13 protein-coding genes are annotated in these 15146 nt (G+C 68.4%); 10 read left to right on the forward strand and 3 right to left on the reverse strand.

The window, feature by feature from the left end:
* Positions 1-3 precede the first annotated feature (3 nt).
* From IPG50_25450 to topA, 9 genes are all read left to right on the forward strand, one after another.
* On the forward strand, positions 4-579 hold the full coding sequence (locus tag IPG50_25450) for a hypothetical protein (GenBank protein ID MBK6695530.1): 576 nt from the start codon (positions 4-6) through the stop codon (positions 577-579).
* The gene (locus IPG50_25455) at positions 579-1928 is read left to right on the forward strand and encodes a sigma-54-dependent Fis family transcriptional regulator (GenBank protein MBK6695531.1); all 1350 of its coding nucleotides are present in this window, start codon (positions 579-581) and stop codon (positions 1926-1928) included. Before IPG50_25450 ends, IPG50_25455 begins: the two co-directional genes overlap by 1 nt.
* Before the next feature lie 118 nt (positions 1929-2046).
* Positions 2047-2466, forward strand: coding sequence for a response regulator (locus IPG50_25460; GenBank protein MBK6695532.1), 420 nt, complete (start codon positions 2047-2049; stop codon positions 2464-2466).
* A gap of 75 nt (positions 2467-2541) precedes the next feature.
* Positions 2542-3603, forward strand: a complete 1062-nt coding sequence (gene queA, locus IPG50_25465; protein MBK6695533.1) for a tRNA preQ1(34) S-adenosylmethionine ribosyltransferase-isomerase QueA — start codon at positions 2542-2544, stop codon at positions 3601-3603.
* Positions 3600-4733 carry a tRNA guanosine(34) transglycosylase Tgt gene (tgt, locus tag IPG50_25470; GenBank protein ID MBK6695534.1) on the forward strand — a complete coding sequence of 378 codons (1134 nt, stop codon included), beginning with the start codon at positions 3600-3602 and terminating at the stop codon, positions 4731-4733. The genes queA and tgt overlap by 4 nt, the downstream gene beginning before the upstream one ends.
* A 175-nt stretch (positions 4734-4908) precedes the next feature.
* On the forward strand, positions 4909-6576 hold the full coding sequence (locus tag IPG50_25475; protein ID MBK6695535.1) for a zinc-ribbon domain-containing protein: 1668 nt from the start codon (positions 4909-4911) through the stop codon (positions 6574-6576).
* Between the two features lie 195 nt (positions 6577-6771).
* Positions 6772-7539: a hypothetical protein gene (locus IPG50_25480; GenBank protein ID MBK6695536.1), complete on the forward strand. Its 768-nt coding sequence runs from the start codon at positions 6772-6774 to the stop codon at positions 7537-7539.
* Between the two features lie 44 nt (positions 7540-7583).
* Positions 7584-8450, forward strand: a complete 867-nt coding sequence (locus IPG50_25485) for a DNA-processing protein DprA (GenBank protein ID MBK6695537.1) — start codon at positions 7584-7586, stop codon at positions 8448-8450.
* Between the two features lie 42 nt (positions 8451-8492).
* Positions 8493-11003: a type I DNA topoisomerase gene (gene topA / locus IPG50_25490; GenBank protein ID MBK6695538.1), complete on the forward strand. Its 2511-nt coding sequence runs from the start codon at positions 8493-8495 to the stop codon at positions 11001-11003.
* 33 nt (positions 11004-11036) lie between these two features.
* Here topA and IPG50_25495 read toward each other — a convergent pair whose 3' ends face one another.
* Together IPG50_25495 and IPG50_25500 are read right to left on the reverse strand one after the other, a co-directional pair.
* On the reverse strand, positions 11037-11696 hold the full coding sequence (locus tag IPG50_25495) for an O-methyltransferase (GenBank protein ID MBK6695539.1): 660 nt from the start codon (positions 11694-11696) through the stop codon (positions 11037-11039).
* Positions 11693-12214: a group 1 truncated hemoglobin gene (locus tag IPG50_25500; protein MBK6695540.1), complete on the reverse strand. Its 522-nt coding sequence runs from the start codon at positions 12212-12214 to the stop codon at positions 11693-11695. Before IPG50_25500 ends, IPG50_25495 begins: the two co-directional genes overlap by 4 nt.
* Before the next feature lie 180 nt (positions 12215-12394).
* On the opposite strand from IPG50_25500, the gene IPG50_25505 reads away from it, so the two are divergent.
* On the forward strand, positions 12395-14455 hold the full coding sequence (locus IPG50_25505) for a hypothetical protein (protein ID MBK6695541.1): 2061 nt from the start codon (positions 12395-12397) through the stop codon (positions 14453-14455).
* A 113-nt stretch (positions 14456-14568) separates the two neighbouring features.
* Here IPG50_25505 and def read toward each other — a convergent pair whose 3' ends face one another.
* The gene (def, locus tag IPG50_25510) at positions 14569-15144 is read right to left on the reverse strand and encodes a peptide deformylase (protein ID MBK6695542.1); all 576 of its coding nucleotides are present in this window, start codon (positions 15142-15144) and stop codon (positions 14569-14571) included.
* Positions 15145-15146 lie beyond the last annotated feature (2 nt).

Raw genomic sequence — 15146 nt, forward strand, 5'->3', positions numbered from 1 at the left:
ACCATGCGGCGAAGGCGAGCGAGCTACGGCTTTTCCATGATGGCGCTCGCCGCGGTGTCGGCCTGCGTCGACGAGAAGACGACGCCGTCGGGCGGCGGTGACCGCTTCGACGCCGCGGCGCCGCCGAGCGCAGCGCCGGTGGTCCGAGCGACCGACGCCGGTGACGGGGCCGCGGCGCGCCCCACGGGCTCATCGTTTGAGGAGCTCTTCCGCGACTACTTCGGCGCCACGGGACAGGCGACCTGCGCGGGCGACGGCGCTTGTCATGGCGCCGCCGATCAGCCGGGCGCCATCGCAAGCGGCGGCTACATCTGTCCGCCGACCTCACGTGACGAGTGTTACGCGGGCATCACGAACAAGCAGACGCAGCTCGTCATCCCCGGCGACACCACCACGCCCGTCGCGTCCCGGTACCTGCACGTGATCCTCCGAAAGAGCGACGGCACTGGCATCATGCCGAAGAGGCCGCCCTTCGTCTTCGACGAGCTCGACATGGCTCGCATCGACGCGTGGCTGTTGCGGGGCGCTCCGAACGACGATGCGAAGAGCGCCGCGGCGACCGATGCGGGGGGGGACTGATGCCGAAAATTCTCATCGTCGACGACCAGCGCAACATGCGCACGACGCTCGCCATGATGCTGCGAGGCTTGGGCTACGAGGTCTACGAAGCGGCCGACGGCGACGAGGGCTCCGAAAAGGGAGCCACCGGGGCCTTCGACGTCGTGCTCACCGATCTGCGCATGGGCGCGAAAGACGGCATGGCCGTCTTGGCGGCCATCAAGGAGACCCAACCGATGACCGAGGTCATCGTGATGACGGCCTATGGCACCATCGAGAGCGCCGTCGAAGCGATGCGCCGCGGCGCCTTCGACTACATCCAGAAGCCGTTCACCGAAGAAGAGCTGCTCGTCAAAATCGAGAAGGCCCTCGAGCGACGCCGCCTCGCCGGCGAGGTCGCGCTCCTCGCGAGCGAGTTCCGCGATCGCTACAAGTTCGAGAACATCGTGGGCCGTTCGCAGGAGATTCGCGAGCTGCTCGGCCGCATCGTACGAATCGCCCCAACCGACGCGACCGTCCTCATCACGGGAGAGAGCGGCACCGGAAAGGAGCTGGTGGCGAAGGCCATTCACGCCAACTCAAAACGTGCACACCGCATGTTCGTCCCCGTGAACTGCGCCGCCATCAGCGAGACGCTCCTCGAGAGCGAGCTCTTCGGCCACGCGCGCGGCGCCTTCACGGGCGCCGTATCGGCGCGCAAGGGTCTCTTCGAGGAGGCCGACGGCGGGACGTTCTTCTTCGACGAGATCGCCGAGACACCGGTCTCGTTCCAGGCCAAGCTGCTCCGCGTCATTCAGGAGAAAGAGATCCGCCGCGTCGGTGAGAACAAGCCGGTGAAGGTCGATGTCAGGATGATCGCGGCGACGAACCAAGACCTCATGACGGCCGTTGCCGAGAAGCGTTTCCGCCAAGATCTCTACTACCGACTCAACGTCGCGCGATTCCACCTGAAGCCGCTCCGTGAGCGCCGTGAGGACCTGGCCGACCTCACGCAGCTCTTCCTCGACAAGTACAACAAGAAGACCGGCTTCAAAGCGCGCCTCGACGAAGGCGTGCTTGAAGCGTTCCAGCGCTACGACTTCCCGGGAAACATCCGTGAACTCGAGCACATGATCGAGCAGGCCGTCGCGCTAATCCAAAACGGCGTCATCAAAGCGGACGACCTCTTGCCGCCGCAGGCCAATCCGCCCCGCGCGAGTTCGGGCCGCACGCTCGCCGAGGTCGTCGACAGCGCCGAGCGGACAGCCATCGAAGCGGCCCTCCGCGACGCCGACGGCAACCGGGAGAAGGCCGCCGAGTTCCTTGAGATCTCGCCCACGACGCTTTGGCGCAAGATGACCCGTCACGGCGTGACCTTCGACGCCCGCTAAGCGGGCCCGCGCTCCTTTCAACCTTGAAAGGTACTACGCAGACCTGAACGGTGAGCCGCCCCAGAAGTGTATGGTTACCGCTCGGTCGGGCCGGCACTGTCGTTGCTAAGGAGCGGGCATGGCGGCGTTCTTGGTGGTCGACGATGACGAGAGCCAAGCCCACACGCTGGCCTTGAGCCTGCGCCTCGAGGGGCTCGACGCGACGGCCGCCGTCGGCCCGCAGGCGGCGCTCGCCATGTTGCGGGTCGCGCCGGCACGCGTCGTCGTCTGCGATCTGCGCATGAAGGGCAAGAGCGGCCTCGAGCTCGCGCGCGAGCTTGAGGCTGTGCACCCTGGCACGAAGGTGGTCCTCACGAGCGGTTACCCGCTGAGCGACGCGCAAATCGAGCGGAGCGGGTGCCAGGCCATCGTGGGGTTCGTGCCCAAGCCTTGCGACTTGCCCGCGTTGGTCACGCTCCTGCGCCGGCTCTACTCGGAGCCGCCGGCTCCGCCGCCGTCGTCGGCGCGCATGCTGACACGCCCGGCCTCGCGCGAGTAACGCAAGGCGCCGCGCGCCTCTGGCTGGGCCCAAAGTGCACGCGCGCGCAAGCCGCGATTCGCGGTATACGACCCCGTGCGCGTCGACGCGTTCACCTACGAGCTGCCCGAGGAGCTCATCGCGCAGAGGCCCGCCGCGGAGCGCGAGTCCGCGCGCCTCTGCGTGGTACTTCCCCACGCGCTCGAGCATCACGTTGTCCGCGAGCTACCGGAGCTCTTGCCGGATGGCGCGCTCCTCGTGGTCAACGACACGAGGGTCGTACCGGCGCGGCTCTTGGGTCACCGTCGCCCGAGCGGCGGCAAGGTCGAGATCTTCTTGGTACGCCAAGAGGGCTCGACGGGGCGCGGCGAGCGGTGGAGAGCCCTCGGCCGCGCCTCGAAGACGCTCCGGCCCGACACGGAGATCGAAGTCGGCGCGCTCACGGTGCGCGTGCTCACGCGGCACGACGACGGCACGCTCGACGTCGAGCTCGAGAGCGGCGACGGCCGCTCCGTTCGCGAGCTCGTGCACGCCCTCGGCCACGTGCCACTCCCGCCTTACATCGCGCGCGGCGACGACGCCGACGACGCGGCGCGCTACCAAACGGTCTTCGCGCGGGTCGACGGCGCCGTCGCCGCGCCGACGGCCGGCTTGCACCTGACCGACGCGTTGCTCGCGAGGCTCATGGCGCGCGGTGCCGCGCAAACGGCCATCACGCTCCACGTGGGGCTCGGCACGTTTCAGCCGGTGACAGCCGAAGACCTCGACGACCATCCGATGCACGCAGAGTTCTTTGAGGTCAGCGAGGCCACGGCGCACGCCATCGCCGCCGCCCGCAAGCGCGGTGCGCCCGTCGTGGCCGTCGGCACGACGGTGGCTCGCGCCCTCGAGAGCGCCGCGGACCGGGAGCGCCCAGGCCTCGTCGTGCCGCAGGCCGGTGAAACGCGCCTCTTGATTCAGCCTGGGTATCGCTTCCGCGTCGTCGATCGGCTGCTCACCAACTTCCACTTGCCGCGCTCGACGCTGCTGGCGATGGTCTGCGCCTTCGCGGGCACCGAGCGGATCCTCGAGGCCTACGCCGCCTGCGTTCGCGACCGCTATCGCTTCTTCTCCTACGGAGATGCGATGCTTGTGGCTCGGGAGCCCCGGACACCATGAAACCCCGCACGCCAGGCTTCTCTTTTCGCGTCACCCACCAAGACGGCCACGCGCGCCGCTCGGTGCTCACGACGCCGCACGGCGACGTCGACCTGCCGACCTTCATGCCCGTAGGAACCCAGGGCAGCGTCAAGACACTCACCCCCGACGAGGTGGCGGCAACGGGAGCCCGCATCGTCCTCGGCAACACCTACCACCTGTGGCAACGTCCAGGGCCCGACGCGCTCGCGCATTTCGGCGGCCTTCATCGCTTCACCAAGTGGCCCCACGCGATGCTCACCGACTCGGGCGGCTTTCAGGCGTTCTCCCTCGCGAAGCTCCGCAAGACCACCGAAGACGGCTTCTCGTTTCGCTCGCACCTCGACGGCAACCTCTTGCACTTGTCACCGGAAGAGGCCGTGCGCATCCAAGGCGCCATTGGCGCCGACATCCAAATGCAGCTCGACATCTGCCCGCCGGGGCAGGCCCCGCGCCGCGAGGTCGAAGAGGCCGTAGCCCGCACGACGCGCTGGGCAAAGCGCGCCCTCGCCGCGCCGCGGCCCGAGGCCCAGGCCCTCTTCGGAATCGTGCAAGGTGCATGTTTCACCGATCTTCGCCGGGCGCACGCGGCGGAGCTGGCCGCCCTCGACCCGGGCTTCGACGGCTTGGCCCTGGGCGGTTTCTCCGTCGGCGAGCCCATCCCGAAGATGCTGGAAACGCTGTCGGAGGTTGCGCACACGCTCGATGCCGAGCGCCCGCGGTACCTCATGGGCGTGGGCACCCCGAGCGATCTGCTCGAGTGCATCGAGCGGGGCATCGACATGTTCGACTGCGTGCTTCCGACGCGTAACGCCCGCAACGGGCAGGCGCTCACCCAGTTCGGCAAGGTCGTCATCAAGCAGGCGCGCTACCGCCTCGACGCCTCGCCTCTCGACCCAAAGTGTGGCTGCCCCGCGTGCGCCGGCGGCTTCGCGAGGGGCTACCTGAGGCACCTGTTCCTGGCGGGAGAAATCCTGGCGCTGCGGCTCCTTACGGTCCACAACCTCCACTTCTACGGCGAGCTCGTGGCAGGGGCCCGCAAAGCCATCGAGCGGGAGCGTTACGCCGAGTACAAGCGCTCCCTTTTGGCGCGCATGAGCGAAGGGGGCTGACGGGTCGGCGAGGGAGCCTCCTCGACATTTCCGCCCAAGGTAGACGCCCCGATGAGAGTCCGACTCGAGGGGCTCATCACGTTCACCGCCGCGGCAACCGGCGGAACGGGCCCGCTCTGCAAATCGTTGTCGCCCCCATCGGCCCCCGTGGGCTACACTTTCCCGTCGAACCGCCGTGAAGTTCCTCTGCGAACAATGCAAGGCGAAATACCAGATTGCCGACGACAAGGTCGCCGGCAAGACGGTTCGCATGAAATGCCGCAAATGCGGCTTCATGATCGAGGTTAGCGCCGACGTCACCGAGACGAGCGTGGCGCAGGGGCTGCCGCAGGAAGACGGCGCGAAGAAGGCGCCGCCGAAGCCCGCCGCCAAGCTGGCCACGAGCCTCACCGGCCGCCCACCGCCGCCCAAGGGAAAACCTGACGCGCTCGCTGGCGCGTTCCAGCGCAAGGTTCGGCAAGACGCGCCCGAGAGCACGGCCTCGCTCGACATGCTCGACTCGGCGGCGACCAACGGCTGGTACGCGGCCATCAACGGCGTCCCCGTCGGGCCCATCCGCATCTCGGAGCTGCGTCGCAAGGCCGCCAACGGCGCCATCAACGAAGACTCGCTCGTTTGGCGCGAAGGCCTCGAGGAGTGGCGCCCCGTTCGTTCCGTCACTGAGCTCGCGGAGATCGTGCGTGAGGCGATGAGCAGCGGAAGGCCATCGCTCGCGACGCCGCCGCCGGTCGACGTGCGACCGAGCAACCCGCCGCCGGCTCCATCGATCCCGCCGCGCGCGCCGGCGCGGCCGCAAGCGCCTCGCGCGCCGGAGCCGCGTCCCCCGGAGCGAAGCAACTCCCCGGACCGCCACGGTCAGCCGCTCGCCGCGCGAAGCAACGTCGTGCCGTTCACCGGACGCCTCGCCACCGCCGAGAAGCGCGACGAGCTCGAAGACATCGACGTCGACGAAGACTTGGCGCCGTCGGCGTTCCCCGCGCCACCGGCTCCTGCGCCGGCGCACTTCGCCGAGCGTCCGTCGCTCGTCACGGCGGATCCGTTCGCGGTGCCGGGCGCGCCGCTCGCGCCGACGCCCCCGCCAGCCGCTGTCTACGCATCGCAGCCGGTCGCCGGGTCGAGCCCCTTCGCGATGCCGGGCCCAGCGGTGGCCACGGCAGCCGTCGACGCGCAGCTCTCAAGCCTCGCTCAGCCGCCCGCTCGGAAGGCGCCCGTCAATCCGATCGTCATCGGGATGATCCTCGCGTTTATCGCCTTCGGCGTCACCGCGGCCTTCTTGTTCTTCAAGCCGGCTCCGCAGGCGCCCGAAGTGAAGGTCATCACAGTGCCGGTGCCCATGGGCCCCACGGCAACGCCGATGAGCACGGCGCAGACGCCCGAGGTCGCGCCCACGGAGAAGACGCCCGAGAAGACTCCGGCGTCAAAGACCGGCGCCGTGGCACAGGTGGGCAAGACCCCCGCACCAACGACGGCGCCGCAGCCCGGACCGGGAAAGATCGACGTCGGTGGCCTCCTCGGCGGTAGCGGCGGCCCCGACACGCGCCCGGGCCAGTCGACTCAGAAGCCCACCAGCGCGCTCGACGCCGCCGCGATCGAGTCGACGGTTCGCAGCTATGCGCCTGGGGTGAAGCGCACGTGTTGGGAGCGCGCCAACTCGCAGATCTCGTCGGTCAACATCAACGCCGAGGTAACGGTCGCGTCGACCGGTCAGGTGCAGAACGTCCGCGCCGACGGCAACGAGCCGACCGTTGCAAAGTGCATCGAAAACCAGGTGCACAACTGGAAGTTCCCGGCCTCGAGCGGAACGACCACCGTGAACATCCCGTTCAAGTTCGTTCGCCAATAGCGGTGTAAGGTCGGCGCGTCCGCCGCGTTGTCGTGAGGTGAGCCCCGGTTTTCGCGGTTTTCCCGAGACGTTCTTCGGGGTAACGTGTGTCCGCTCGCACCTCGGCAGACCGATGTGTGGGCTCGCGCGTCCATCGGGTGCGTGCATGAGGAGGCATTGATCATCATGGCGATTTCTTCCCGTTTGGTTTCCGCGGTGGCTTTGACGCTGGGCGCGCTCGCCCTCGGCTGTGGAGGCGGCGACAAGAAGCCCGCGGACACCCCGCAAGGCGCTTACCCGGGTTACCCGCAGCCGGGGCAGCCGGGCGCATACCCGCAGCAGGGCCAGCCGGGCGCGTACCCGCAACAAGGCCAGCCGGGGGCCTACCCGCAGCAGCCGATGGCGGGTCAGCCGGGCATGCAGCCCCAGCCGGGCATGCAACCGCAACCCGGCATGCAACCGCAGCCGGGCGCTCAGCCCGGTCAACCGGCGCAGCCGACGAACATCGCGGGCATCCCCATCGATCCGAACATGCTCGGGCAGATCGCGGCGGCCGGTGCGGCCATGATGGCGCCCGGCGGCGTCGGCGGCGCCTTGGGCGGCGATCCCGTTGAGTCCGGGATCCGCGCGGAGGCCGCGAAGTCGGCGCCCAACATGTCGCCGGAAGGCCAGATGGCGAAAGACCAGCTCCCCGCCGACGGGCACAAGGAGATGCTCATCACGCTGGCCGGTGGCAAGTGCTACACGATCATCGGCTTCTCGCCGGCGGGTCAGATCAAGGATCTCGATCTGCGTCTCCTCGCGCCGCCGCTCTACAACCTCGTGGCCGGGCAAGACGGCACCGCGAGCAACACGGCGGTGATTGGCAAGGGCTCCAACCCGACCTGCCCGCTGACGCCCTTCCCGCTCCAGTACAAGCTCGACATCCACGCCAAGAACGGCGGCGGCCAGTTCGGCGTCCAGGTCTTCTCGAAGAACAAATAGGTCTAACGACGCAACTTCGGAGCGACCGCCGCCGATTGGTGTGCGTGTCGCTCCGAGTGCATTTTGTGGGCGCGTCCTTCGCCGATTGGCCCGAGCGCCTGCGTCGCGGGCCGCGCCTCCGTGACGTGTCCGTCGAAGGCTCGCTGGAGGCGGAGCGTGTCGTTGCCATCGTAGGTCCGCGCGATCCGTGCCCCGGGATTCTCGAAGGCACGCGCTTCATCGCGGGCGAATGCGCACGGCGGGGCATCGTCGTCGCGTCGGGCGGAGCGCGCGGCGTCGATCGGGCTGCGCACGAAGGGGCGCTCGATGCGGGCGGCGTTTCGTGGGCCGTCTTGCCGTGCGGCGCCGACCACGTCTCGCCGACGGAGCATCGCGCGCTCTTCGGCCGCATCGCACAAGCGGGCGGCGCCCTCGTGTGGCCTTACGCGCCGAACCAGAAGAGCGGCCTGGGCACCTTCACCAAACGAAACGAAGTGCTCGTTGGGCTCGCCGACGCGGTCATCGTCACGCAGGCGCCCGAGTTCGGCTCCGGCACCCAAAACACGATGGGCCACGCGAAAAAGCGCCAATGCCCGCTATGGGTCGTTCCCCCCGTTCCGTGGGTGCGCGGCGTGGCCGCCGTGGCTGCCCTTGGCGGAGGCGCGCGGCCGCTCTACAGTCTCGAGCCGCTCTTCCGGTCCCTCGGCCTCGACGTTTTCGCAGAAAGCGGCCCGCTCGGCTCCCTGCCGCCCCGCCAGGATCCCACCGAGCAATCGCTCATCCTGGCCCTCGTGAGCGGGCCTCGGCATCCCGATGATCTCGTCTCCGCGTGCGGTGGTAGCGTGGCGGCGGTCCATCGAGCCCTCTTGACGCTCTCCTTGGACTCCGTAGTAGTAGACGGTCCTGACGGGCGTTACCGCCTTTGTCGGTAAACAGACCACTTCATCCCACACATTCGCGACGTCGACCCACTCATGCGTAAGAGCGCAGCCAAAGCCGAAGCGAAAGCCGAAGCGCCCGAACAAGAGTCGACGCCCAAGGCGAAGGCCAAGCGCTCCGCCGATGGAGCCAAGAAGGCGCCGAGCACCAAGACGCTCGTCGTCGTGGAGTCGCCGGCGAAGGCCAAGACCATCAAGAAATACTTGGGGGCCGGCTACGAGGTCCTCGCCTCAAAGGGACACGTCAAAGATCTCCCCAAGAAGATGGGGATCGACATCGAGAAGGGCTTCGAAGAGACCTACGAGGTCATCGAAGGCAAGGCGAAGGTCCTCGCGGAGCTGAAGGGCGCCGCCAAAGAAGCGGACGAAATCCTCCTCGCGACCGACCCCGATCGCGAAGGCGAAGCCATCGCGTGGCACCTCGCCGAAGAGCTCGGCAGCAAGCAGAAGAGGACCCAGCGCGTCGAGTTCCACGAGATCACGAAGTCCGGCGTGCAGCGCGGCATCGATCACCCGCGCGCCCTCGACAAGCACCTCTACGACGCGCAGCGCGCGAGGCGCGTCCTCGATCGCATCGTCGGCTACGACGTCTCGAAGCTCGTTTGGACGAAGGTCGCCTTCGGTCTCTCGGCGGGGCGCGTTCAGAGCGTGGCGCTTCGACTCATCGTCGACCGCGAGCGCGAGATCGATGCCTTCGTGCCGGAAGAGTATTGGAACTGCGGCGTGATGCTCACGCCGGCCGACAAGAAGACCGACGGTCGCAAGGCGGCGTTCTTGGGGCGCCTCGTGTCCGAGGGCGGCAAGAAGCTCGAGGTCGTCAACGCCGCTGGCGCCGCCGACGTCCGCGCAGGCCTCACCTCAGCCACCTTCCGCGTCGCCAAGGTCACCAAGAGCGAGCGCAAGCGGCGCGCGCCAGCGCCCTACACCACGAGCAAGCTGCAACAAGACGCGGTCAATCGGCTCAGCTTCGGCGCCAAGCGCACGATGCAGGTCGCGCAGGGGCTCTACGAAGGCGTCGACCTCGGAAAAGACGGCGGCCCCGTCGGTCTCATCACGTACATGCGTACCGACTCGACTCGCGTCTCACCGGAGGCCATCACCGCCGTCCGCGAGTACATCGCGCAGTCCTTCGGCGCCGATCACGTCCCCGCGAAGCCCAACGAGTTCAAGTCGAAGAAGAACGCGCAGGAGGCCCACGAAGCCATCCGCCCGACGAGCCTCGACCTGTCGCCGACGGCGGTGCGCAAGCACCTCAAGGACGAGCAATTCAAGATCTACAAACTCATTTGGGACCGCTTCGTCGCGAGCCAAATGGCTGACGCCCTCTACGATCAGACGAGCGCCGACATCGAGGCCAAGAGCCAAGTCGATGGCAAGGATCGGGTCTACGGCCTCCGCGCTAGCGGCCGCACGCTCAAGTTCCCCGGTTGGCTCGCAGCCCACGGTGAGACGACGTCGACGCCGCAGGCTGGCGAAGAGGAAACGCAAGAGCCGGCGACGGAAGAAGACAAGCCCCGCGCCGGGCAAGACGAAGAGAACGCGACCTTGCCGGAGCTCTCGGAGAACCAGCCGCTCGCCGTCGTCGATCCGCCGGGCGTCGTCACGGAGCAGAAGTTCACGCAGCCGCCCCCCCGCTACAACGAAGGCTCGCTCGTGCGCGAGCTCGAGAAGCGCGGCATCGGTCGCCCCAGCACCTACGCCGAGATCATCAGCAAGGTGCAGGCGCGCGACTACGTCGAGAAGCTCGACGGCAATCGCTTCCGGCCCACGGACCTCGGCAAGGTCGTTGTTGACGGCCTCGTCGGCAGCCACCTCGACTTCATGGACCCGGCCTTCACGTCGGGCATGGAAGCGGAACTCGACGAGGTCGGCGCCGGCAAGGAAGAGCGCGTCGATCTGCTCTCGCGCTTCTACAAGAAGTTCCGGACGCAGCTCGACGCCGTTCAAAAGGGCAAGCGTTGGGCGCCCGACCCGATCCCGACCGACGAGACGTGCGAGACGTGTGGCACCGGGACCATGATGAGGAAGTGGTCACGCAACGGCTGGTTCTTGAGCTGCTCGAACTACCCGAAATGCGAGAACAAGCGCGACCTCGCCGCCGACGGCACGGTGCTCGTGCCCAAAGAGACCGGCATCCTCTGCGACAAGTGCGGCAAGCCCATGGTCATTCGCATGGGCCGCTACGGCGAGTTCTTGTCGTGCACGGGGTACCCCGTTTGCAAGAACGCGAAGCCCGTTCCCTTGGGCGTCCCCTGCCCCAAGTGCGCCGGCGACCTCATCGAGGTGCGCTCTCGCAAGAAGGGCGGTCGCTCGTTCTTCGGTTGCTCCAACTGGAACAACGAGACCATCAAGTGCGACTTCAAGCTCTGGCAGCGGCCCATCGCCGAGCACTGCCCGCAGTGCGAGAATCCGTACCTCGTCATGGGCGGCAACAAGGCCAAGCCGATGATTGTGTGCGCCAACAAAGAGTGCGACTACAAGCGCGTCGTCGAAGAGCCGCCGGAGCCCGGTGATGCCGCGCCGACGGTGACGACGGCGACCGCCTGACGCCTCAACCCTTGGGACCGTGTCGGAGAGCCGTCAGGAAGCGGTCTTGACGGCGAAGGCGACGCCGTCACCGAACGGCAAGATCGCCGCCGAGAGGCGCGCGTGCGCGACGAGCGCGGCGTTGAACGACCGGAGCGCGGCGGTGCGTTTGCGCTCGCCTTCCGGCACCTCGGCGGCCGCCACATGGCCCTTCCAGAGGACGTTGTCGGCGACGAGCACGCCGCCCAGTGACAGGCGTGGCGCCAGCGCCGCTAGGTAGTCGACGTACTCTTCCTTGACGCAATCGACGTACGCGAAGTCGATGCTCTCGGGGGCGAAGCGTTCGAGCTCGGCCAGTGCGAGCCCTTCGACCACGGTTACGCGCGAGTCGAGCCCCGCTTCGCGGACGTTCGAGCGAGCGAGCGCGCACAACGACGGCGAGTGCTCGACGGTCACGACGCGCGCCGCCGGCGCTGCGCGCGCGAGGACGATGGCGCCATATCCGATGTTGGTGCCGAGCTCCACGACCAGCGCGGGCTGCCTGAGGCGCGCCACCAAGGAGAGGAAGTTCGCGACCTCGGGATCGCTGATGGGCTGCCGATGCTCGGCGGCGTAGGCCTCCATGCGCGTGAGCAGCTCGTCCCGCGGTCGCTCGAGGCTCGCGAGATAGCGAGCCTGCTCGGGCCTAAGGATGGCGTCGGCGGCGTCCTTCACTTCTTCTTGGCAGCGACGATGAGGTCCTTCATGGGAGCCAGCTTGGCTAGGAGCTCACTTTGCTCGTTGTCGGCGACCTTCTGCTCGTTGAGCGCGGCCGTTAGCATCGAGACAAACTTGTCCCACTGGGCTTCCGTGATGCCCATGCCCGTGTGCGCCGCCTTCATCTCCTTGCCCTGGTACTTGCAGCCGCCGTCGGTGGCCTCGCAGAGCTGGTCGGCCAGGTTCTTCTTGAAGGCGTCGAGCTTCGGGCCCGTCGTCTTAGCGAAGACCTTCTTTAGCTGAGGGTCGGTCGCCACGTACTTGACGAGAGACTCGACCACCGCGGCCACCCCCTCCTTCCCGCCGAGGCGGTCGTAGAGCGTCTTCGGCGCGGGCTCGGGCTCGGGCGTCGGCGGCGCGCCGGCATCGGCGACGACCGTGGGCGTGAGCGGCTCTTGAGGCTTCTTCGCCCCGCACGCGCCAAGGGCGCACATCCAAACGACGACACAGCACCGGGAAATCAATCGAGCGTTCATCGACCCGCCTCCGGAGACGCCAGCCCGAGGCGGCCAGGGGCCGTTGGGCGCGCAACAGGGAGCTATATAAGCGGAATCCGCCGCGATTAGCTCAAAAATTGTTGCCGCGGCGCATGCTGTGGCCAAATGGCAGTTCGGTTCTGGCCGGCCCGGGCCGATCGCGCAAGACTACGCCCGCCCATGGCATCCAGGGGAGACACCACAACTAGCCAGCCCGCTGGCTGCGAGCTCGAGATCGCGGGCGTGTCCGTGGTGCGCTCCGACGTGGGCCCCCTTGAGGCCGAATACGCGCTCTTCGACGCCTCCGAGATCGAGCTGCGCGCCACCGACTACGGCGCGATTCACGAGGTCGGCTACCGGACCACCGTGGCCGATGCGCTCGCGCGGCTCGACGCCGCCGGGGCCACGAGCGCGCTGGTCCGAGAGCTCGCGTCAGCGCTCATGGCAGTGGCGCCGAAATACGTCGCGACGTCCGCCGCGCCGGTCCTCGGAGTGCTCAGCGCCGCTGAGCTCTTGGTGGGTGATCGGTACGACGGCGAACGCAAGACCTACTCGAGCCCCGTCGTTGACCTGGCCCGCGTGTCGATCGATGCCGGCAGCGCGGGCGCCAGCGCCGCCCTCCAGGCGGCTGGCCTCGCGGCCTGGCTCCGCGACACGAACCCAGACGCCGAGGTGGTGCTCCGCACGGCCGACTACATGGCCAAGCGCCGGCCCGGCGAGAGGTCCATCAAGCGCGTGTCGCTGTCGGGCCTTCGCGCGCTCGCGGCGGCCGTTCTCAAGCTCGAGAACCACGGACCCGTTCGCACGCCGCCACCCGACGTGAGCCAGAGCGATCTCGTCTTGTGGCTCGCGCGGCGCGGCGCGCCAACGAACCGAATCTCGTGGGCCGAACAAGTCTTCGCGCGGGCGCCGAGCGGCTCGCCCAAGGGCCCGCTCTCGGATCCGCGGGCCCTCGCCATCGACGTCCTCATCGCGAGCGATCGAACCGCTGAGGCGATGCCGCTCATCGAGAAGCTCGAGGTCGACCTCGGCCGCGGCCCGGCGGCACAATACCTGCGACTTCACGCGTCGTTCGCCAGCAGTGCGCCGAAGGAGGTGGCGGAGCGCGCCACGGCGTTGCTCGCCCAGGAGCCATCGTCTGAACTTCGCATGCTGGCGGTCCGTGCGCTGACGGCGTCGGGCCACGCGGCTCGTGCCGCGTCGCTCGCGCGCGAGGTGCTCAGCGATCCCCACGCGAGCGAAGCCCTCAAGGTGGAGGCGCGCAAACACACCGACGTCGAGGCCGACGTCGTGACGGAGCGCACGCGAAGCGTGCCGACGGCGCCGCCGCCGGGACGCATGCGACCGAGCGCACCGAACCTCGTTCTCGACCTCCCGCGGTCACCCTCGCCGTCGGTGGCCGAGGTCGAGACGTTCTCGGCGCTCTCACGGCGTCCAACGCCGCCGCCAAGCCCCACGCCGTCGGGCGCCCCGAAGTCGTCGCCGAAACCCTTCATCATGGGTGTCACGACGCCGCCGCGAACCTCGGCCGCCGCCACGCCGAAGCCGCCGGAGGGTCACGTGGGCACGCCCTCCGAGATGCCGACGAGGCCGCCGGCCGCGGGCCTCGATCCGTACCTCTTCGCCGAAGGTCGGGCCGCCTCCCAAGGCCCCAAGGTGGAGCCCGCGGTCACCTACGAACCACCACCCCCGCAAGGGTCGCCGTCAAGCTGGGCGCGCGGGGCTTCGCGCCCGCCGTTCCAATCGGGACCGCCCGCCCCCGCGCTGCCGCGACCGCCAGCGGTCCCGCACTTCGAGCGCCGCGCCGCCGAGCTCGCCGAGACGCTGTCCTTGCCGCCGGGGCTCCACGGCCTCGCTGTTCCCTTCGACGCCGTGCCAAAGTCCGTTGCCGAAGCACGTGTACTGTTCACGCTTCTCTCGAGGACCCTGGGCCGCGCCTACCGCGAGCAGCGAGCCACCCAACTCAAGACCGACCTCTCGGGCATCGAGCACATGCAGGGGTGCCTGCGCGAACGCTTCACCGTCGCCGCGATTCGCTCCGCCGAGGAGGCCTCTGAGATTCGCAGCCACGGGGCCCTCTTGAGCGAGATCCTCGCTCGCAATTTCGGCGCCGAATGGACCGACATCGCGCCGAGCGAGCTCGGCTATTGGGCCATGACGACGCCGTCGGGCTTGCGCCTCTGGCCCTTCGGACGCGTCTTGCGATTCGTCTTGCAGGCCACCGCGAGCGCGACCTCGTGAGCTACTACCTCGAGCTCGACGCGCGCGTGCGCGGACCGCGCTAGGCTCGGCGCGAGCGCGGTCTAGCCGCCTCCGAACGGGGCGAGCTAAGCCAGCCGACCCCGTCAGGCCCGCTAGCCGGACCACCTCGCCGCGATGGCGCGCGCGCGCTCGATGTACCCAGGAAGCACGTGGCGCTCGAACTCGACGAGCGTCGCGAGCGTCGCCGTGTCGACGACGCGGTCGACGAAGAGCTTCCCGAAGAGGTGGTCGATCTCGTGCTGGAAGATGCCCGCCGCGAAGCCCTTGACCTCGAAATCGAGGTCCTCGCCGCGCCGACTCCAGCCACGAACCCGCACGTGGCCGAAGCGCGGCACTTGACCGCGGAGGTTGGGCACGGAGAGGCAGCCCTCGTAGTTGTCGAAGGTCTCGGTGGTGAGCGGCTCGACGACGGGGTTCACCACGACGGTGAGCGGATAGTTGGGCTTGTAGGGATAGCGAGGGTTGTCCTTCACTTCGACGGCCGCGATCTGAAGCGGCTCGTGGATCTGGTTCGCCGCGAGGCCCGCGCCGGCGGCATCACGCATCGTGTCGACGAGGTCGTCGATGAGCGCCTGCACCGGGCTCGAGAGGAGCTCCTCGCGCGACAGGCGGCGCGCGGGTTCACGAAGGATCGGATGGCCGATGCTCGCGATCTTCCGAATGGCCATAC

It is taken from the genome of Myxococcales bacterium (genome assembly GCA_016703425.1).
Classification (GTDB): domain Bacteria; phylum Myxococcota_A; class Polyangia; order Polyangiales; family Polyangiaceae; genus JADJCA01.

What these genes read in the sequence shown, in the direction of transcription:
- IPG50_25455 (MBK6695531.1), top strand. Translation starts at nt 579, where the DNA reads ATGCCGAAAATTCTCATCGTCGACGACCAGCGCAACATGCGCACGACG.
- IPG50_25460 (MBK6695532.1), top strand. Translation starts at nt 2,047, where the DNA reads ATGGCGGCGTTCTTGGTGGTCGACGATGACGAGAGCCAAGCCCACACG.
- def (MBK6695542.1), bottom strand. Translation starts at nt 15,144, where the DNA reads ATGGCCATTCGGAAGATCGCGAGCATCGGCCATCCGATCCTTCGTGAA.
- tgt (MBK6695534.1), top strand. Translation starts at nt 3,600, where the DNA reads ATGAAACCCCGCACGCCAGGCTTCTCTTTTCGCGTCACCCACCAAGAC.
- topA (MBK6695538.1), top strand. Translation starts at nt 8,493, where the DNA reads ATGCGTAAGAGCGCAGCCAAAGCCGAAGCGAAAGCCGAAGCGCCCGAA.
- IPG50_25505 (MBK6695541.1), top strand. Translation starts at nt 12,395, where the DNA reads ATGGCATCCAGGGGAGACACCACAACTAGCCAGCCCGCTGGCTGCGAG.
- IPG50_25500 (MBK6695540.1), bottom strand. Translation starts at nt 12,214, where the DNA reads ATGAACGCTCGATTGATTTCCCGGTGCTGTGTCGTCGTTTGGATGTGC.
- IPG50_25450 (MBK6695530.1), top strand. Translation starts at nt 4, where the DNA reads ATGCGGCGAAGGCGAGCGAGCTACGGCTTTTCCATGATGGCGCTCGCC.